The 17766-nt window shown below is 63.7% G+C and carries 18 protein-coding genes; 15 read left to right on the top strand and 3 right to left on the bottom strand.

The genetic code is table 11. The features are described 5' to 3' along the window. The first annotated feature begins 85 nt into the window (after positions 1 to 85). From GRI68_RS13000 to rplL, 9 genes are all read left to right on the top strand, one after another. The gene (locus GRI68_RS13000) at positions 86 to 781 is read left to right on the top strand and encodes a queuosine precursor transporter (RefSeq protein ID WP_160617671.1); all 696 of its coding nucleotides are present in this window, start codon (positions 86 to 88) and stop codon (positions 779 to 781) included. Then, the gene (argB, locus tag GRI68_RS12995; protein WP_160617670.1) at positions 778 to 1668 is read left to right on the top strand and encodes an acetylglutamate kinase; all 891 of its coding nucleotides are present in this window, start codon (positions 778 to 780) and stop codon (positions 1666 to 1668) included. Before GRI68_RS13000 ends, argB begins: the two co-directional genes overlap by 4 nt. A 6-nt stretch (positions 1669 to 1674) precedes the next feature. Then, a complete protein-coding gene (locus GRI68_RS12990; protein WP_160617669.1) occupies positions 1675 to 2217 on the top strand; it encodes a hypothetical protein in 543 nt (180 codons plus the stop codon). A gap of 96 nt (positions 2218 to 2313) precedes the next feature. After that, positions 2314 to 2601, top strand: a complete 288-nt coding sequence (locus GRI68_RS12985) for a YggT family protein (RefSeq protein ID WP_160617668.1) — start codon at positions 2314 to 2316, stop codon at positions 2599 to 2601. Positions 2602 to 2615: 14 nt separating this feature from the next. After that, the gene (gene folD, locus GRI68_RS12980) at positions 2616 to 3509 is read left to right on the top strand and encodes a bifunctional methylenetetrahydrofolate dehydrogenase/methenyltetrahydrofolate cyclohydrolase FolD (RefSeq protein ID WP_160617667.1); all 894 of its coding nucleotides are present in this window, start codon (positions 2616 to 2618) and stop codon (positions 3507 to 3509) included. Then, positions 3506 to 4318 carry a Cif family virulence factor gene (locus tag GRI68_RS12975; RefSeq protein WP_160617666.1) on the top strand — a complete coding sequence of 271 codons (813 nt, stop codon included), beginning with the start codon at positions 3506 to 3508 and terminating at the stop codon, positions 4316 to 4318. The genes folD and GRI68_RS12975 overlap by 4 nt, the downstream gene beginning before the upstream one ends. Beyond that, positions 4315 to 4938 (top strand): MarC family protein, encoded by a 624-nt coding sequence (locus GRI68_RS12970; protein ID WP_160617665.1) that lies wholly within the window; start codon positions 4315 to 4317, stop codon positions 4936 to 4938. The genes GRI68_RS12975 and GRI68_RS12970 overlap by 4 nt, the downstream gene beginning before the upstream one ends. A 285-nt stretch (positions 4939 to 5223) precedes the next feature. Next, positions 5224 to 5739 carry a 50S ribosomal protein L10 gene (rplJ, locus tag GRI68_RS12965; RefSeq protein WP_160617664.1) on the top strand — a complete coding sequence of 172 codons (516 nt, stop codon included), beginning with the start codon at positions 5224 to 5226 and terminating at the stop codon, positions 5737 to 5739. A gap of 70 nt (positions 5740 to 5809) precedes the next feature. Beyond that, positions 5810 to 6184 (top strand): 50S ribosomal protein L7/L12, encoded by a 375-nt coding sequence (gene rplL, locus GRI68_RS12960; RefSeq protein WP_160617663.1) that lies wholly within the window; start codon positions 5810 to 5812, stop codon positions 6182 to 6184. Positions 6185 to 6258: 74 nt separating this feature from the next. On the opposite strand, the gene GRI68_RS12955 is transcribed toward rplL, so the two are convergent. Then, complete coding sequence (locus GRI68_RS12955; RefSeq protein WP_234028808.1) at positions 6259 to 7998, bottom strand: cation:proton antiporter domain-containing protein; 1740 nt, start codon at positions 7996 to 7998, stop codon at positions 6259 to 6261. 217 nt (positions 7999 to 8215) lie between these two features. On the opposite strand from GRI68_RS12955, the gene GRI68_RS12950 reads away from it, so the two are divergent. Next, a complete protein-coding gene (locus tag GRI68_RS12950; RefSeq protein ID WP_407643355.1) occupies positions 8216 to 9616 on the top strand; it encodes an MATE family efflux transporter in 1401 nt (466 codons plus the stop codon). Between the two features lie 22 nt (positions 9617 to 9638). Here the strand turns inward: GRI68_RS12950 and GRI68_RS12945 are convergent, their stop codons facing one another. Then, positions 9639 to 10472: a mechanosensitive ion channel family protein gene (locus GRI68_RS12945; RefSeq protein WP_325063811.1), complete on the bottom strand. Its 834-nt coding sequence runs from the start codon at positions 10470 to 10472 to the stop codon at positions 9639 to 9641. Positions 10473 to 10711: 239 nt separating this feature from the next. On the opposite strand from GRI68_RS12945, the gene groES reads away from it, so the two are divergent. The 4 genes from groES to GRI68_RS12925 all read left to right on the top strand — a co-directional run bounded on the left by groES (position 10712) and on the right by GRI68_RS12925 (position 14306). Continuing rightward, positions 10712 to 10999 carry a co-chaperone GroES gene (groES, locus tag GRI68_RS12940; protein ID WP_160617660.1) on the top strand — a complete coding sequence of 96 codons (288 nt, stop codon included), beginning with the start codon at positions 10712 to 10714 and terminating at the stop codon, positions 10997 to 10999. Positions 11000 to 11049: 50 nt separating this feature from the next. Next, entirely contained in the window at positions 11050 to 12693 is a 1644-nt protein-coding gene (gene groL, locus GRI68_RS12935) for a chaperonin GroEL (protein WP_160617659.1), read from the top strand. A 157-nt stretch (positions 12694 to 12850) separates the two neighbouring features. Beyond that, a complete protein-coding gene (locus GRI68_RS12930) occupies positions 12851 to 13831 on the top strand; it encodes a serine hydrolase (RefSeq protein WP_160617658.1) in 981 nt (326 codons plus the stop codon). 67 nt (positions 13832 to 13898) lie between these two features. After that, positions 13899 to 14306 carry a baeRF12 domain-containing protein gene (locus tag GRI68_RS12925; protein WP_160617657.1) on the top strand — a complete coding sequence of 136 codons (408 nt, stop codon included), beginning with the start codon at positions 13899 to 13901 and terminating at the stop codon, positions 14304 to 14306. An 89-nt stretch (positions 14307 to 14395) separates the two neighbouring features. On the opposite strand, the gene GRI68_RS12920 is transcribed toward GRI68_RS12925, so the two are convergent. Continuing rightward, entirely contained in the window at positions 14396 to 14644 is a 249-nt protein-coding gene (locus tag GRI68_RS12920) for a hypothetical protein (protein WP_160617656.1), read from the bottom strand. A gap of 278 nt (positions 14645 to 14922) precedes the next feature. Here GRI68_RS12920 and polA point away from each other — a divergent pair, with 278 nt between their 5' ends. Continuing rightward, positions 14923 to 17730 carry a DNA polymerase I gene (gene polA, locus GRI68_RS12915; RefSeq protein WP_160617655.1) on the top strand — a complete coding sequence of 936 codons (2808 nt, stop codon included), beginning with the start codon at positions 14923 to 14925 and terminating at the stop codon, positions 17728 to 17730. Positions 17731 to 17766 lie beyond the last annotated feature (36 nt).

Here is a 17766-nt window from a genome sequence, read left to right as displayed (position 1 = left end):
TAGCGGCGGTCGCGCGCGAAGGCGAGCGTGGATGTGCGGCTTTGTCACACTTTCGCAAAAGCGCGCCCTGCGCTATCGGCTCGCCATGGAACAGACATCGCCCACCACGCATGAAACCGCTGCCGCAAACGGCACCGCGACTTTCACGCCCAACGCCCTCTTCATCATCGCGCTGATCTATGGCGGGATGTGCGTGCTCGCCGGGGTGCTCGGCTTCAAGCAAGTTTCGCTCGGCCCGCTTGCGGTGGAATCGGGCATTTTCGCGTTTCTCATCCTCGTCGTGCTTTCGAGCACGGTGGCCGAGCTATACGGCACAAAGAATGCCAACCGGCTCGTGCTGTGGGGTTTTCTCCCGCTCGCGATCGCGTTCTTCCTGACCCAGTTCGTGCTGCTGCTGCCGACCGACCCGGACAGCTACGCGCCTGAAGCCTTCGTGACCGTCCTGTCCGGCACGCTGCGGATCTGGATCGCGGGACCGATCGCCTACGGCGTGTCGATGTTCCTCAACGTCTACCTCTTCAACCGCTTGCGAGGATCGGCGACCACGTCGGGCGGCGGAGCCAGCCTGATGGTGCGCGCCGCCATCGCATCGGCGCTGAGCCAGGCCGTGGACACGGTGATCTTCATCACGGTTGCGTTCGTGGGCGAGCGCCCGATCGGAAACCTCATCGTCGGCCAGGCGACCGCCAAGGTCGTGCTGAGCCTGATCCTGGTACCGTTCCTGATCCAGGGCGCGGTGGCGCTGGGCCGGAAATTCGATCAGCGGGCCGTGCAGCCATGACCGACGCCGCACAGGCCAAAGCCGCCACCCTGATGGAAGCGCTGCCCTATCTGCAGCGCTATGCCGGGCGCACCTTCGTGGTGAAATATGGCGGCCACGCGATGGGCGACGAAGATGCCGCCACCGCCTTCGCCCGCGATGTCGTGCTGTTGAAGCAGGTCGGAATCGATCCGGTCGTCGTCCATGGCGGCGGACCGCAGATCGGCGCGATGCTCGAACGATTGGGGCACGAAAGCGAATTCATCGACGGCCTGCGCGTGACCGACGCGACCACTGCCGAGATCGCGGAAATGGTGCTGTCGGGCGGGATCAACAAGGCGATCGTCGCGCGCATCCAGCAGGAAGGCGGCAAGGCAGTCGGCCTGTCCGGCAAGGACGGACGGTTGGTGCAGGCGCGCAAGCTCGAACGCACACGGCGCGATCCGGACAGCGCGATCGAGCAGGTCATCGATCTCGGTTTCGTGGGCGAACCCGAAACAATCGATACCGCGATCATCGCCACCGCGCGCGACGCAGGGATGATCCCGGTGATCGCGCCGGTCGCCGCCGGCGCCGATGGCAAGACCTACAATATCAACGCCGATACGATGGCCGGTGCGATCGCCGGAGCGCTCGGAGCGGCGCGACTGCTGCTGTTGACCGATGTCGCGGGCGTGCAGGACAAATCGGGCACGCTGATCCCCGAGCTCTCGGCGGATGACATCGCGCGGCTCACCGAAGACGGTACGATTTCCGGCGGAATGATCCCGAAGCTCGAAACCTGCGTTTCCGCAGTAGAGGCCGGATGCGAGGCGGCGGTCGTGCTTGACGGGCGGGTGCAGCATGCCATGTTGCTCGAGTTCTTTACCGAGACCGGCGTCGGAACACTTGTCCGCGCCGAACGCTAGGCGGCCATGAAACAGCTTCATCTCGTCGCTCCCGTCCTCCTACTGGCTGCTTGTTCGCAGGCGCAGGACGAGGCCGACACTGTTTCGACCGACGATGCCACTGCGGCCGCTCAGCTCGCCGAAACACCCACGCCCGGCTCATCGGGACGCACCGCTGAAACAACCCCCTCGGGCAAGCTGACCGCAGAACAGGCCAAGGGCGAAATGGGTGCGCGCAAGCTCTTGTTCGATTTCGGGGCGGCGATGAAGAGCCGCGATTTCGATCGCGCGTATCGCATGTTCGGCGAGAATGGACCTATGAGCGGCCAGACCGCGGCTCGGTGGAGCAAGCCTTACGCCGACTATAGCGATATCGCCGTCGAATTCGCCGATGGGCGGGTCGAAGGTGCAGCAGGTTCGCTCTACTATCAGGTTCCGATAACGCTCACCGCGACTTCGCCCGACGGCCCCGTCAGCAAGGACGGAACGATTACGCTACGCCGGGTCAACGACGTTCCCGGGGCCACGGTGGAGCAACTGCGCTGGCACATCGAAAATCTCGTTTGGTAACCGCAAGCGTATTACACGCTTGATACGCCCTGTAGCCCTGCTGTAGGCTTCGCAGCGAATTTCCCCTTCTTACAAGACGCCATTTCAAGGATCTTCATGAACGCCCTCTTCGACATCCTCTTTGTCGCGCTCAACATGATCAACATGCTGGTGCTGATCTGGGTCGTGCTGAGCCTGCTGTTCGCTTTCAACATCATCGGCCATTCGAACCAGTTCCTGTGGTCGGTCTATGACAGCCTCTCGCGCCTGTTCGAACCGGTACTGCGGCCCATTCGGCGGATCATGCCCGATACCGGACAGATGGACTTCTCGCCGATGGTGTTCCTGTTCCTGCTGTTCATCATCGGGCGCGTCCTTTCTGGCGTCGCCGCAGGTTACGCCTGATTGCGGAAATGGGCATGACCGAGAAACGGATCGACGGAAAAGCCTTCGCTGCGCGTCTGCGCGAGCGGATCGGAGAACGCGCGGGCGAATTCGCCGCCAAGGCAGGGCGCCAGCCCGGGCTCGCCGTGGTGCAGGTGGGCGAAGACCCTGCCAGCCAGGTGTATGTCCGCAACAAGCACAAGGCGACCGTGGATGCCGGCATGGAGAGCTTCGAGTACAAGCTTCCCGCCGACACCTCGCAGGACGCGCTGCTCGACCTCGTCGAACAGCTCAATCTCGACAATGCGGTCGACGGCATTCTGGTGCAGCTTCCGCTGCCCAATCATCTCGACGAACAATCGGTGATCGCTGCGATTGCGCCCGACAAGGATGTCGACGGCTTCCACGTGGTCAATGCCGGGCGCCTTGCGACCGGCGGCGAAGGCTTCGTCCCCTGCACCCCCTATGGCTGCATCATGCTGCTGAAGGATCGCCTCGGCGATCTTTCGGGCAAGGACGCGGTGGTGATCGGGCGCAGCAACATCGTCGGCAAGCCTATGGCCCAGCTGCTGCTCAACGAGAACGCCACCGTCACCATCGCCCATAGCCGGACGAAGGATCTACCCGACGTCGTGCGCCGCGCCGATATCGTCGTCGCCGCCGTCGGCCGGGCCGAAATGGTCAAGGGCGACTGGGTCAAGCCGGGCGCGGTGGTGATCGACGTCGGCATCAACCGGATCGAGCGCGGTGAAGGGCAAAAGGCCAAGCTGGTCGGCGATGTCGATTATGCCGGGGCCGAGGAACGCGCGGCCGCAATCACCCCGGTGCCGGGCGGCGTCGGGCCGATGACGATCGCGGTGCTGCTTCGCAACACGCTGGTCGCCGCGCATCGACGCGAAGGTATCACGCTGGCCGGGGACGGCTTGTGAAACCGACCACGGCCGCGCTCCTCATTGTCGCGATGGCCGGATCGGTCGCCCTGGGCGGGTGTACGCAACGAACGCTCAAGAACACACCAGGCTATGGTCAGGGCTCGGGTCAGCGGCTAGGCGGTCGCGCGCTCGAAGCCGTCGCCAATCCGAGCGAGGTCGCGGCCACCGATATCGCCTTTTCCCGCGCTGCTCGCGACGAAGGCCAATGGACCGCCTTCCGCCGCTTTGCGGCCGATGGCGCAAAGATCCACGGCAAGAACGGCGTCATTGCCGCCGAGCCATGGCTCGCGGCACAGACCGACCCCAAGGCTCCAGTTCAGTGGACCCCCGTCGGTGTGTGGTCGAGCTGCGATGGCTCCACTGCGGTTACGCAGGGCAAGTTCGCCGATCCCGACGGAAGCTGGGGTTATTACGTCACCGTCTGGCAGCGCCAGCGCGACGGTCGCTATCGCTGGGTTTACGACATGGGTGCGCCCGACGATGAACTGACCGCGCTCGAGAACGAAAGACGCGATCGGGACGCTGCGCCGCGCGATGACAATGTGGTGGTGATCCAGGCCATTCCGGCCGTGGAAGGCCGTGTGGCGGATTGCGGCGTCGCCCCCGCCACGGTCAGCGGCCTCGATGACGAGGGCGCTACTGCACAAGGCGGCGGCTCCTCGCGCGATTCGGGGCTGAAATGGCAGTGGGCCCAATTTGCTGACGGCTCCCGCAGATTTGCGGTCGCGCTGGTGCGCGAAGGAGACTGGAAAACCATGCTGACCTTCCGTATCGGCTCCGACGGCAAGCATATTCCGGATCAATGACCCAGCTTTTCATCTCTGCCTTCATCACGCTGTTCGTCGTGATCGACCCTCCCGGTTGCGCCCCGATCTATGCCGGGCTGACCAAGGGCGCGACCTCGGCGCAGGCGCGCGCCATGGCGATCCGCGCCTGCGTGATCGCCGCAACGATCCTGGTGGTGTTCGCGATGTTCGGCGAACAATTGCTGGGCGCGCTGCATATCGAGCTCGACAGTTTTCGCATCGCCGGCGGCATGATGCTGTTCTGGATCGCATTCGAAATGGTGTTCGAAAAGCGCACGCAGCGGCGCGAGGAACGGGCCGAGAAAGTCGCCGCCACGCCGGAAGTCGAGGACGTTTCGGTCTTCCCGATGGCGATGCCGATGCTGGCCGGCCCGGGCGCAATCGCGGCAATCATGCTTCTGATGAACGAAGCGAACACCACCGAACAGACGCTTGTCGTGCTCGGCGCGATGTTCTCGGTGCTGGTTCTGACCATGATCGCATTGATCGCGGCGCGGCCGCTGATCCGCCTGCTGGGCGATCGGGTCGAAGCCGTCGTCACCCGCCTGCTCGGCGTTCTGCTTGCCGCATTGGCCGCGCAATATGTGATCGACGGGCTGCGGGGCGCATTCGGCGTCTGATACCTGCCCTTCGTCCTTGACGAATCGCACCGATCCGCTATTTGCCCGCCCGTCCGCTTAGGCGGACAATCCGTCCGAGACAGCAGGTGGGGCCCAGGCCCCTTAATTTCCAGCCGAGATGGGAAACGAGATTTTCGGCAACCCCCAACGTTGCCCGCGATGCTCAGGCATCACCCTCCTTCCCTTCGACAAACGGACTCGTCCCGCGAGCGCTTTGGCGTGCGTGGAACTTTTGAGCCGGTCGCACGGGCCATAACCCGCGCGGCCATTTGTGAAGGAGTAAGCATGGATCGTTCGCAAAAAACCGATGCGGTCGCTCAGCTGAACGAAGTCTTCAACGAGGCGGGCGTGGTGGTTGTCACCCGCAACCTCGGCCTGTCGGTGGCTGAATCCACCGATCTGCGCGCGAAGATGCGTGAAGCCGGCGCGACCTACCAGGTTGCGAAGAACCGTCTTGCCAAGATCGCCCTCAAGGACACCGACTATGCAGGTATCGACGAATACCTGACCGGTCCGACCGCTCTCGCTTACAGCGAAGATCCGGTCGCCGCGGCCAAGGCCGTGGTGGAGTTCGCCAAGAGCAACGACCGCATCGAAGTGGTCGGTGGCTCGATGGGCTCGCAGGTGCTCGACGAAGCCGGTGTGAGGTCTCTCGCCTCCATGCCGAGCCTCGACGAACTGCGTGGCACGCTTATTGGCCTGGTCAACGCCCCCGCGACGAAAATCGCGCAGGTCGTCAATGCCCCGGCGAACAAGCTCGCTCGCGTCTTCGGTGCCTACGGCGCCAAGGAAGCTGCGTAAGACGTTTTTCCGCACGACATTTCCGGCCGCGGCATGAGCCCGGCCACGCTATCATTTGGAGTGAAATATCATGGCTGACATCGCCAAGCTTGTTGAAGAACTTTCGAAACTGACGGTCCTCGAGGCCGCCGAACTCGCCACCGCTCTCGAAGAAGAGTGGGGCGTGAGCGCCGCTGCCGCCGTCGCGGTTGCCGGTCCGGCTGCCGGTGGCGACGCCCCGGCCGCTGAAGAAAAGGACGAATTCGACGTGATCCTCACCGGCGACGGTGGCAAGAAGATCCAGGTCATCAAGGAAGTCCGTGGCATCACCGGCCTGGGCCTGGGCGAAGCCAAGGCGCTCGTCGAAGGCGCGCCGAAGCCGATCAAGGAAGGCGTCAACAAGGCCGAAGCCGAAGAAATCAAGGGCAAGATCGAAGCTGCCGGCGGTACCGTCGAGCTCAAGTAAGCCTCACGATTTTTGCGGGTGTCTTGAAGCGCTCGCAGATAGGAAGGGCGGTGCCGCAAGGTGCCGCCCTTTTTCTATGTCGCTCGAGAGGGGTTGCTCGCGCCCTGATTGAAGATCGTTTCCTTGCGTGCGCCCAGGTCACCGCTTTCGGTCTGGGCTGCCAGGCGCTTGCTGTCCCGGCCCCGGTATTCCTCTTCCACCTCGTCGACGAATTCGGGGTCCATTCCGATCCGGTCGAGCGCTTCGCGGCCCATCGCGACGGCGCTCTCGAACAGTTCGCGGACGATGTAGTCGACCTTAGTCTCACCCAGCCGCATGACCGTGCGCCGATCGAAGGCGCGAACGAGTATCCTGGCTTCGGGGAAAGCCCTGCGAACGCTTTCGATCAGTTCGGCCGACACCTTGTCTCCATCCAGGCAAAAGGCGATCAGGGACACCTTGTCGGCCCCGGCCTGGCGCAGGATGTCCATTCGCGTGCCATCGCCATAATAGACCTTCGATCCGAACCGTTCGGCGACGTCGATCTGGTCGACCTTCTGGTCGACCAGCGTCACCTTGACCTGCGCCGCGATCAGCATCTGCGCCACCGTTTGGCCGAAGCGACCGTATCCGATCACCAGCGCCCGGCTTCCCTCGTCGTGCGGCTCTTCCCGCTCGCGATCGTCGGCGCTCGGGCGCAGCGTCTGCTCAACTCGCATCAGGAACGGCGTCGCAACCATCGACAGCGTAACGATCGCGCCGAACAGGCTCGCCGTATCGACATCGATCAGGTTCGATGCACGCGCCTGGTTGTAGAGCACGAAGGCGAACTCGCCGCCCTGGCTGAGCAGCAGGCCAAGCGCGAGCGCGCTGCGCCAGCCCACACCGATCAGCCGTGCGATGCCGAAAATCAGCGCGGCCTTGGTGACGATCAGCGCCAAGGCCATTCCGCCGACGAAGAGCGGACGATCTGCAATCGCTCCGAGATCGAGCTGCATACCCACGCCGAGGAAGAACAGACCGAGCAGGATCGATCGGAACGGCTCGATGTCGGCCTCGAGTTCATGCCGATAAGGCGTGTCGGCCAGCATTACGCCCGCAATGAAGGCGCCCAGCGCCGTCGACAGGCCGAGCCATTCCATCAGCGCGGCGGCCCCCGTCACCACCGCCAGTCCCGCGACCACGAACATCTCGCGTTCCTGCAATCCGCCAATCAGCCCGAACAGCGGCCGCAGCACGAAGCGTCCCGCCAGCACGAGTCCCGCGCTAGCCGCCAGCGTGAGCCCGGCCAGCGCCCAGCCCGAGGGGCCGGTATCCGGTGCCCCGCCCGCGCTGACGCCGAGCGCCGCGATAATCGTGATGAGAGCGATGATCGAGAGATCCTGGAAGAGCAGAATCGAGAAAGCGCGTTCTCCGAAGGGCGTGTTCAGATTGCCGCCCGATTGCAGCATCGGCAGCACCTGCGCGGTCGATGAAAGCGCGAGCGGCAGGCCGAGCGCGAGGATCGCGGCATGTGGATAATCGGTCGCGAGGTAGATCACCCCGCTGACCGCCAGCCCGCAGACCACAACCTGGAGCAAGCCGACGCCGAAGATCGCCTTGCGCAACCGCCAAAGTCGATCGGGGTTGAGCTCCAGCCCGACGATGAACAGCAGCAGGATGATGCCGATCTCGGCAAAACCGATGAACTCGTCTGCGTCGCCCGCGAGGCCGAGCACATGCGGCCCTACCACCGCACCGGCCACGAGATAGCCAAGCGTGGCACCCAGCCCCAGGCGGCGGAACAGCAGCACGAAAACCAGCGCGAAGCCGATCAGCACGATGCCGTCGCGCATCAGATGGGATTCGTGCAAAGCCATTTCTCCAGGGTCAGTCCGGAGGCGGTTCTAGCCGTGCTGTTCAAGGCTGCCTAGCGCCGCCGGATTACGCGCCGCCATCCCGCCCGATGCGCACCTCGCTGTTGCCGCCTTGCCGCAAGCTGAAGGCATTCGGCGCGGCTTGAGTGCGATCGGTGTTGATCGAACGCCTACCGGAGCTATCCGGGCCGGCTGCATGGATGACATGACACGCCTTTCCGCCGGGCCGAGGCCCTGGCGCACCGAGCTGCGCGAGACTTTCGCTCTCGCATGGCCGCTGGCGCTCGCCAATCTGTTGCAGATGCTGACTTATGCGATTGACGTCGTGTTCATCGCGCGACTTGGCGAAGCGCAGCTTGCCGCCTCCTCGCTTGCGGTCTCCCTGTTCGGCCTCGTCATGTGGGGGTTGATGGGCCTCACCACCGCCTGCGCGCCGCTGATCGCCGAGGAACTCGGCGCGCGCGCCCCTGCCCTGCGCCCGGTCCGCCGTGCCACCCGTATGGCGCTGTGGCTATGCGTGATCGTGGGCGTCGTCGGCATGGGTGTATGCGCCGCTCTGGTGCCGATCATGCAGGCTACCGGACAGGAGCCGGCCATCATCGCGCTCGCCGACAGCTATATGACGGTGCTGCTGTGGTCGCTGGTGCCGATGCTGTTTGCGCAGGTGTTGCGCGCCTATGTCTCGGCGCTCGGGCGGCCGATTTTCGCAACCGCGATCACCGGCGCCGGGATCGGGGTCAACGCCCTCGCCAACTACGCCTTCGTGTTCGGCAATCTGGGCGCGCCCGCGCTCGGCCTGCAAGGGGCGGCGATCGCGACCATCATCACCTCGCTTGTGGTGCTGGCAACCTATGTGATCGCCATTCGGCTTGATCCCAGGCTCCATCGCTATCACGTGTTCGGCTTCGTCTGGCGGCCCGACTGGCAACGGCTGAAGCAGATCGTCGCGATCGGCACGCCGATAATGTTCACGATCTTTGCCGAAGCGGGTATTTTCGGCGCCGCCGCCTTCCTGATGGGCCGGATCGACGCGACCCAGCTGGCCGCGCATACGATCGCTTTGCAGATCGCCGCGCTCGCCTTCCAGGTACCCTACGGCGTGGGGCAGGCTGCCACGATCCGGGTCGGCTATTTCTACGGCGCGCGCGATCCGGGCGGGATGGGACGCGCTGGCTGGACCGGGATCGGCATGGCGGCCGCCTTCATGGCCACGACCGCGCTAGCGATGGTGTTCGTGCCCGAATATCTGATCGCGATCTATCTCGACCCGTGGGACCCGGCCAATGCCGCGCTGGTCGCCTTCGCCATTCCGTTCCTGACGATCGCTGCCGCCTTCCAGCTGGTCGACGGGGTGCAGGCGGTGGCAGCCGGCGCGCTGCGCGGATTGCAGGACACCCGCGTGCCGATGTGGATCGCGATCTTCGCCTATTGGGTGCCAGGCTTCGGGCTCGCCGCGGGCCTCGGGCTCCGCACCGATCTCGAGGGCGTGGGGGTATGGATCGGGCTCGCCACCGGGCTGCTGATCGCCGCCTTCCTGCTTGGCTGGCGCTGGCACCGGCGCGAGCGCCTGGGCCTTGTGCGAAAAGGCGTAGTCTAGGGGCGTGGTTTAAGCGCGGAGCCTAGGCCGCGCGCTGGATCACTTCGCGCTGCGGGAACGGGATCGAGATGCCGACATCGTCGAAGCGCGCCTTGGCCTTTTCGGTCAGGTCCCACGACAGAGCGAGATAGTCGGGCGTCGCGCACCAAACGCGCAGGCCGATCCCGACCGAACTGTCGTCGAGCGAGTTGACGAAGGTCACCGGTTCCGGATCGGCGAGCACGCGCTCGTCGGCTTTGGCCAGCGAGAGCAATTCTCCGCGCGCCTGCTCCATGCTGTCGCCATAGGCGATGCCGACTACCAGTTCGAAACGGCGCGTAGGGTGGCGGGTGAAGTTGATGATCGCCTGGTTCCACAATTCCGAATTGGGGACCATCACGAACAGCCCGTCGAACTGCTTGAGCTGGGTGGTGAACAGGCCGATCTCCTCGACCGTGCCCGTCACCGGGCCCGCGCTGATCGATTCGCCCACCTTGAACGGCTTCTGCACCAGGATCATCACGCCAGAGGCGACATTGCTGAGTGTGCCCTGGAGGGCGAGCCCCACCGCAAGCGCCATACCACCGAGCGCGGCGAGAATGCTGGTCGTCTCGACGCCGAACTGCGCGAGCACGGTCACGAGCACCAGCGCCCACATCGCATATTTGACCAGGCTCGACAGGAAATCGGCCACTGTCGGATCGAACTTGGAGGAGTTTTTGAGCGCGCGTTCGACGGCGCGCGAAACCGCGCCCGCGACAATCAAGCCTATGATCAGAACGGCGAAAGCACCGGCGATCGAAATGACGTTGAGCTTCAGCCAGAGCAGCGCCTGCTCAAGGATGCCGATTTGCGCGATTTGGTCCTGTCCAGCCACGTGATATTCTCCGTTCGTCGTTGGCGCGCCGCTAGAGGGCGACGCCGGGTTGCCGCGGCCCATACGGATCATATATCGCCTTGGCCAGTCTGCGCCCCGGCTCATCGAACCGCGCGGAAAGAATCTCCCTCCCGCCCCGTTGACTCTGGTGAAGCGCGCACCCAAATGCGCCGTGCTGGCACTCTCCGCAAGGGAGTGCCAACGTCAATTTCACTCTGATTTCACGAGAGGTAAAAGCAATGGCATTTCGTCCGCTGCATGACCGCGTGCTGGTCCGTCGCATCGAAGCCGACGAGAAGACCGCTGGCGGCATCATCATCCCCGATAGCGCCCAGGAAAAGCCGAGCGAAGGCGAAGTCGTCGCCATCGGTGCCGGGGCCAAGGCCGAAGACGGCAAGGTGACCCCGCTGGACGTCAAGGAAGGCGACCGCATTCTGTTCGGCAAATGGTCGGGCACCGAAGTCAAGGTCGACGGCGAAGACCTGCTCATCATGAAGGAAAGCGACATCCTCGGCATCGTCTCCTGACGATCCCGACCCGCTTCCTCACCTAAACATCAAATCCAGGAGACAATCTCATGGCAGCCAAGGACGTTAAATTCGGGCGCAACGCGCGCGAAGGCATCCTCAAGGGCGTCGACACGCTCGCGAACGCCGTCAAGGTCACGCTCGGCCCCAAGGGCCGCAACGTCGTGATCGACAAGAGCTTCGGCGCACCCCGCATCACCAAGGACGGCGTCACCGTCGCCAAGGAAATCGAACTTAAGGACAAGTTCGAGAACATGGGCGCGCAGATGATCAAGGAAGTCGCGTCGAAATCGAACGACGCGGCCGGCGACGGCACCACCACCGCTACGGTGCTGGCGCAGTCGATCGTCACCGAAGGCATGAAGTCGGTTGCGGCCGGCATGAACCCGATGGACCTCAAGCGCGGCATCGACCTCGCCGTCACCAAGGTCGTCGAAGACCTGAAGGGCCGTTCGAAGGACGTGTCCGGTTCGCAGGAAATCGCCCAGGTCGGCATCATTTCGGCCAATGGCGACAAGGAAGTCGGTGAGAAGATCGCCGAAGCGATGGAAAAGGTCGGCAAGGAAGGCGTGATCACCGTCGACGAGAGCAAGGGTCTCGAATTCGAGCTCGAAACCGTCGAAGGCATGCAGTTCGATCGTGGCTATCTCTCGCCGTACTTCGTCACCAACCCGGACAAGATGACGGTCGAACTCGAAAACCCGTACATCTTGATCCACGAGAAGAAGCTCAGCAATCTGCAGTCGATGCTGCCGGTGCTCGAAGCGGCCGTCCAGTCGGGCCGTCCGCTGCTGATCATCGCCGAAGACATCGAAGGCGAAGCGCTGGCCACCCTCGTGGTGAACAAGCTGCGCGGCGGCCTCAAGGTCGCAGCGGTCAAGGCGCCGGGCTTCGGCGATCGCCGCAAGGCGATGCTGCAGGACATCTCGATCCTGACCAAGGGCGAGATGATCTCCGAAGACCTCGGCATCAAGCTCGAAAACGTCACGCTGGGCATGCTCGGCGAAGCCAAGCGCGTCACCATCGACAAGGACAACACGACCATCGTCGACGGTGCCGGTAGCGAGGAAGAGATCAAGTCGCGCGTCGAACAGATCCGCGCCCAGATCGAAACCACCTCGTCGGACTACGACAAGGAAAAGCTGCAGGAACGCCTGGCCAAGCTGGCCGGCGGCGTAGCCGTGATCAAGGTTGGCGGTGCCACCGAAGTCGAGGTGAAGGAACGCAAGGACCGTGTCGACGACGCGCTCCACGCCACCCGCGCCGCGGTCGAAGAAGGCATCGTCCCGGGCGGCGGCACCGCGCTGCTTTATGCCGCGCAGTCGCTAGAAGGCATGACCGGCGAGAATGAAGACCAGACCCGCGGCATCGACATCGTGCGTCGCGGCCTTCAGGCTCCCGTCCGTCAGATTGCCGCCAATGCGGGCCATGACGGTGCCGTGGTTGCCGGCAAGCTGATCGACGGCGGCGACCAGTCGCTGGGCTTCAACGCTGCGACTGACACTTACGAGAATCTCGTCAACGCCGGCGTGATCGACCCGACCAAGGTCGTGCGCACCGCGCTGCAGAACGCAGCTTCGGTTGCCGGTCTGCTGATCACCACCGAAGCGGCGGTGAGCGAGATCCCGGAAGAGAAGGGTTCGGCTCCGGCCATGCCCGACATGGGCGGCATGGGAGGCATGGGCGGCTTCTAAGCCCTCACGCTTTACAACGCACACGAGAGGCCCGGCGGGAGCGATCCCGCCGGGCCTTTCTCGTTTCGTCGCAGGAATGAATCCATTCGTCGCGCACAGGCTGTTCAGGCTCATTTCGTTAAGCATTTTCCCATGTTGGATGAACTAGGGAGCGAACATGACTTGGGGTAAAACGCTTTCGACCATCGCCGCCGCATTCGCGGCCATCGTTTCACTGCCGTCGGCGGCCCAGGAGGCCGCGGTCGACCAGCAATTCGACGCCGTTTTCGGCACCGAAGCGCAGGCGCCGATCGATTTCGACAAGAACCTGGCTGCGCGGATCGAGGCGGTCGCCGATGGATCGCGCGGACGGATAGGCGTCGCCGCGATGGATCTTTCGACGGGACAGACGCTCGGCGTGCTCGACCGGCAGTTCTTCCCCATGGCCTCGACCAGCAAGATCGCGGTCGCGGCGACCTTCATGGAAGGTGTTGAGCAGGGCCGATGGAGCCTGACCAGCGAATTTCCGCTGCTCTGGCCGCTACGTTCCAAGCCCTTCTCTAGCCGCGCCGCACCGGTGCGCGAAGGCAAGCATCTTCCGGCCATCGAACTCATCGAACTGATGCTCACCCGCTCGAGCAATCCGTCCACCGATGCGCTGTTGCGCGTGGTCGGAGGACCCGAAGCGGTCAACGACTGGATGCGCCGCAACGGGATCGAGGACTTCTCGCTCGATCGCGACATCGCCACGCTGGTGCGCGACGATGGCGAATACGACCCCGCAACCAAGATCGACACCCGCGATGCAGCCACCCCGCGAGCGATGTTGCAATTGCTTGCAGGCCTGCACAATGGCGACTTCCTGAGTGCCAAGAGCCGCGCCGTGATCCTCAGCGCGATGAGCCGCTGCCGCACGGGCAAGCGTCGGATTCCGGCGCTGATGCCGTCGGGCGCCAAGGTTGCGCACAAGACCGGATCGCTGAACAATACATCGAGCGATGTCGGCTTCATCACTGCGCCGAGCGGACGCACTTATGCCGTGGCGATCTACGTCACCGGGCAAGGCAGCCGTTCGAACCGCGAAGCCCGGATTGCACGGATCGCGCGTGAACTCCTCGATGGATACGAAGAGCTGCGCCAGTCCAATTACGGCGGCTGATTTTCGCCCCGAAACCATGAACTCTTCGCCCGTTCGTCCGTTGGTTGGATGAACAAAGGAGAGATTCATGAGATTAGCAAAAAATGGTCATGTCGCAGTGGTGGACGGAGAACGGTTCGTCCTGCTCCGCAACGAAGGCGCGCCGCTTGAACCCAAGCTTGGAAGCGCCGAAGAAATCGATCTCGATGCGACCAATTTCAGCGCCGGCGTAAAGCATCAGGACGAGGCTGGACAGCGCCTCGGACGCACCGACCTCGACGAGCTGGCCCATGGTGCGGCAGTGGCCGAATGCCTCAACCAGAAGGCGATCGGCAACGAAATCGACGAGCTGGTCGTGATCGCCGACCCCAAGACGTTGGGGGAAATGCGCCGACACTATCACACCGAGCTGGAGAAGCGTCTCGTCGGCGAAATCGCCAAGACGATGACCAGCGAACCGGCCGATCGCATCGCCCAGGCTATCTCGAACGCCTGACCGCCCTACCCACGGGCTGGTACAAACAAAAAGGGCGCGCCGCAATGTCGCGCCCTTTCCGTTTTTCCGTAACCGGAAAGAAGCGTGGCTTAGTCAGCCTGGGCTTCTTCTTCGGTTTCGTTCTGAGCGGCAGCTTCGACGTCCGCAGCGGTTTCGTCTGCAGCTGCGGCGGTGTCTTCGGCAGCCTGGTCGACGGCTTCGCCGGCTTCGTCCAGGTTTTCGGCGGTGTCTTCGGCAGCCGAGTCAGCGGTGGTGGCCGCAGCGTCTTCGGTCTGTTCCGAGCAAGCGGCCAGCGACAGGGCGGCACCGGCGGCGGCGACGAGAACGATCTTACGCATAAAATAAATCCTTAGCAGTCTGTGGACTTCCGCCGGGGATCAGCCCCCGGCGCAAAATCTCGCCCGTGACCGGGCTCGACTTCGGATACAGAAATAGTGGCCGGAATATGGCAGCGCAAGCCCTATTTTCGTCACAATTGGCCATTTTGTCGCGAAATGACTGGGGCGGCGTGGAAAATTGCGCAGCTTCGCATCAGCGACGCAATCATCGCAAAGTGTCGACGGCAGCGACACATTTCACGCGCGACGCGCGCCGTGTGGCTTGCTAGCAGATGCGCATGCCAGATTCTCAGCAGCACCTCTACCTCGTCGACGGTTCGGCCTATATTTTCCGCGCCTACCACCGTCTACCCCCGCTCACCAATCCCGAGGGCACGCCGGTTGGCGCGGTATACGGCTATACGACCATGCTGTGGAAGCTTGCCGACCAGCTCGATCAGGAAGATGGGCCAACCCATCTGGCGGTGATTCTCGACAAGGATTCGAAGAGTTTCCGCAACGATATCTATCCCGAATACAAGGCCAACCGGCCCGAACCGCCCGAGGATCTGCGCCCGCAATTCCCGCTGATTCGCGATGCGACGCGCGCCTTTTCGCTGCCTTGCATCGAGGAGCAGGGCCTCGAAGCCGACGATCTGATCGCAACCTACGCGGTCGAGGCGGCGAAGCAGGGCTGGAACGTCACGATCGTATCGTCGGACAAAGACCTGATGCAGCTTGTCGGCGACACTTGGGGCGGCACGATCGACATGCTCGACACGATGAAGAACGTCCGGCTCGGACCGGCAGAGGTCGAGGAGAAATTCGGCGTCCCGCCCGAACAGGTCGGCGATGTGCTGGCGCTGATGGGCGACAGCGTGGACAACATACCCGGCATTTACGGCATCGGCCCGAAAACGGCATCGAAGCTGATTGTCGATCACGGCTCGCTGGAAGGCGCGCTCGACGCGGCGCCGGAGATGAAGAAGTCCAAGCTGAAGGAGCGCCTGCTCGAAGGGCGCGACATGGCCGAACTCAGCCGCGTGCTGGTCGAGCTGAAAAAGGATTGCGATCTGCCGCAACCACTCGACGAGATGAAGCTGGACGGCATTCCGCCCGAACCGCTCGCGGCCTTCCTCGAACAGCACGGCTTCCACTCGCTACGCAAACGGCTCGAAACAGCGCCCGCGACGCAGGATGACGTCGCGCAGGCGGCGGAAGCGAGCGAAGGCGATCGCCAGCCCCTCCCGGAACTTCCGCCGGTCGATCGCTCGACATACGAGACGGTGCAGGACGTCCAAGCGCTCGAAAAATGGGTCGCGCGGGCACACAAGGCACGGCTTGTCGCCTTCGATACCGAAACCTCGTCTCTCGACGCAATGCGCGCCGAGCTCGTCGGGGTAAGCCTTGCGACGGGCCCGAACGAGGCCTGCTATATCCCGTTGGCTCATGGCGGCTCGGACATGTTCGACGAGAAACCTCCGCAGGTCGCGTTCGGCGACGCGCTCGCGCTGTTGAAGCCGCTGCTCGAGGACGATGCGGTCCTCAAGGTTGCGCATAACGGCAAATACGATCTCAACGTGCTGGCCCGGCACGGCACCCATGTCGCTCCGCTCGACGATACGATGGTAATCAGCTTCGATCTCGATGCAGGACGCTCGAGCGAAGGCATTGGCGGCGGCCACGGGATGGACGAGCTCGCCAAGCGACACTTCGACCATGAGTGCATTCCCTACAAACAGGTGTGCGGAACGGGAAAGAAGGCAATCCCCTTCGGCGAAGTCGCGCTCGACAAGGCAACCGAATACGCTGCCGAGGATGCCGACATTACCTGGCGCCTGCACAGCGTCCTCAAGCCGCGCCTGTCCGAAGAAGCCGGCACGCGGATCTACGAGCGAGTCGATCGCCCGCTGATCCCGGTGGTCGCGGCGATGGAGCGCGAGGGCATCAAGGTCGATCGCGCGCGCCTCGCCGATTTGTCCAAGAGCTTTGCCGAAACGGTCGCCGGGCTCGAAGGCGAGATTTTCGAACTGGCGGGCGAGGAATTCACCGTCGGAAGCCCCAAGCAGCTGGGCGATATCCTGTTCGACAAGCTGGGCCACAAGGGCGGGCGCAAGGGCAAGAGCGGGCAGTATTCGACCGACCAGACCGTGCTCGAACGGCTCTCGAACGATGGTGCCGAGATTGCCGACAAAGTGCTCGAATGGCGCCAGCTGACCAAGCTCAAATCGACCTATACCGACGCGCTGCAGGAAGCGATCAATCCCGACACCGGCCGCGTCCACACCAGCTACAGCCTGGCCGGCGCGCAGACCGGGCGGCTTTCCTCGACCGATCCGAACCTCCAGAACATCCCGATCCGCACCGCGATCGGTCGCCAGATCCGCGGGGCCTTCGTGCCTGAAGAGGGCAATGTTCTGCTCGCCGCCGACTATTCGCAGATCGAACTGCGCCTAGCCGCGCACATGGCTGATGTCGGCCCGCTGAAGGAGGCTTTCCGCGAAGGCGAGGACATCCACAACCGCACGGCGGAAGAGATGTTCGGCGACGCCACGCGAGACAATCGCGCCAAGGCCAAGACGATCAACTTCGCGATCCTCTACGGCATTTCGCGCTGGGGGTTGGCGGGGCGGCTCAAGATCGAGCCGGATGAAGCACAGGCGCTGATCGACACCTATTTCGCGCGTTTCCCCGGCATCCAGCGCTTCATCGCCCATACGCTCGAGAGCGTGCGCGAGCAGGGCTATTCGGAGACGCTGTTCGGCCGCAAGACGTGGTTTCCCCGGATCAACGCCAAGAACCCCAATGAACGTGCCGGGTCCGAGCGCGCGGCGGTCAATGCGCCGATCCAGGGCACCAGTGCCGATATCATCAAACGCGCGATGGTGCGGATGATCCCCGCTCTGCGCGCCGAGGGTCTGAACGACACCCGCATGCTGTTACAGGTCCACGACGAACTCGTGTTCGAATGCCCGGCCGCCGCAGCCGAAGCAGCAAGCGAGGTCATTCGCCGGGTAATGTCCGGCGCGGCCGGGCCTTCGGTCACGCTCGACGTGCCGCTCGATATCGAAGTCGGCACCGGGCCGAGCTGGGACGACGCGCATTGATCCGCCCGCTGCATACCACATGGGCGACTATTGCAT

The organism is Alteriqipengyuania halimionae, assembly GCF_009827575.1.
Classification (GTDB): Bacteria; Pseudomonadota; Alphaproteobacteria; order Sphingomonadales; family Sphingomonadaceae; genus Alteriqipengyuania_A; species Alteriqipengyuania_A halimionae.
The sequence above is the reverse complement of the archived record's forward strand: the minus strand, read 5'-3'. Positions and strand labels throughout refer to the sequence as shown.

Bases quoted from the DNA above. Each gene is read 5' to 3' on its own strand.
- GRI68_RS13000 (WP_160617671.1), top strand. From the start codon at position 86: ATGGAACAGACATCGCCCACCACGCATGAAACCGCTGCCGCAAACGGC.
- argB (WP_160617670.1), top strand. From the start codon at position 778: ATGACCGACGCCGCACAGGCCAAAGCCGCCACCCTGATGGAAGCGCTG.
- GRI68_RS12990 (WP_160617669.1), top strand. From the start codon at position 1,675: ATGAAACAGCTTCATCTCGTCGCTCCCGTCCTCCTACTGGCTGCTTGT.
- GRI68_RS12985 (WP_160617668.1), top strand. From the start codon at position 2,314: ATGAACGCCCTCTTCGACATCCTCTTTGTCGCGCTCAACATGATCAAC.
- folD (WP_160617667.1), top strand. From the start codon at position 2,616: ATGACCGAGAAACGGATCGACGGAAAAGCCTTCGCTGCGCGTCTGCGC.
- GRI68_RS12970 (WP_160617665.1), top strand. From the start codon at position 4,315: ATGACCCAGCTTTTCATCTCTGCCTTCATCACGCTGTTCGTCGTGATC.
- rplJ (WP_160617664.1), top strand. From the start codon at position 5,224: ATGGATCGTTCGCAAAAAACCGATGCGGTCGCTCAGCTGAACGAAGTC.
- rplL (WP_160617663.1), top strand. From the start codon at position 5,810: ATGGCTGACATCGCCAAGCTTGTTGAAGAACTTTCGAAACTGACGGTC.
- GRI68_RS12955 (WP_234028808.1), bottom strand. From the start codon at position 7,998: ATGCGCGACGGCATCGTGCTGATCGGCTTCGCGCTGGTTTTCGTGCTG.
- GRI68_RS12950 (WP_407643355.1), top strand. From the start codon at position 8,216: ATGGATGACATGACACGCCTTTCCGCCGGGCCGAGGCCCTGGCGCACC.
- groES (WP_160617660.1), top strand. From the start codon at position 10,712: ATGGCATTTCGTCCGCTGCATGACCGCGTGCTGGTCCGTCGCATCGAA.
- groL (WP_160617659.1), top strand. From the start codon at position 11,050: ATGGCAGCCAAGGACGTTAAATTCGGGCGCAACGCGCGCGAAGGCATC.
- GRI68_RS12930 (WP_160617658.1), top strand. From the start codon at position 12,851: ATGACTTGGGGTAAAACGCTTTCGACCATCGCCGCCGCATTCGCGGCC.
- GRI68_RS12925 (WP_160617657.1), top strand. From the start codon at position 13,899: ATGAGATTAGCAAAAAATGGTCATGTCGCAGTGGTGGACGGAGAACGG.
- GRI68_RS12920 (WP_160617656.1), bottom strand. From the start codon at position 14,644: ATGCGTAAGATCGTTCTCGTCGCCGCCGCCGGTGCCGCCCTGTCGCTG.
- polA (WP_160617655.1), top strand. From the start codon at position 14,923: ATGCCAGATTCTCAGCAGCACCTCTACCTCGTCGACGGTTCGGCCTAT.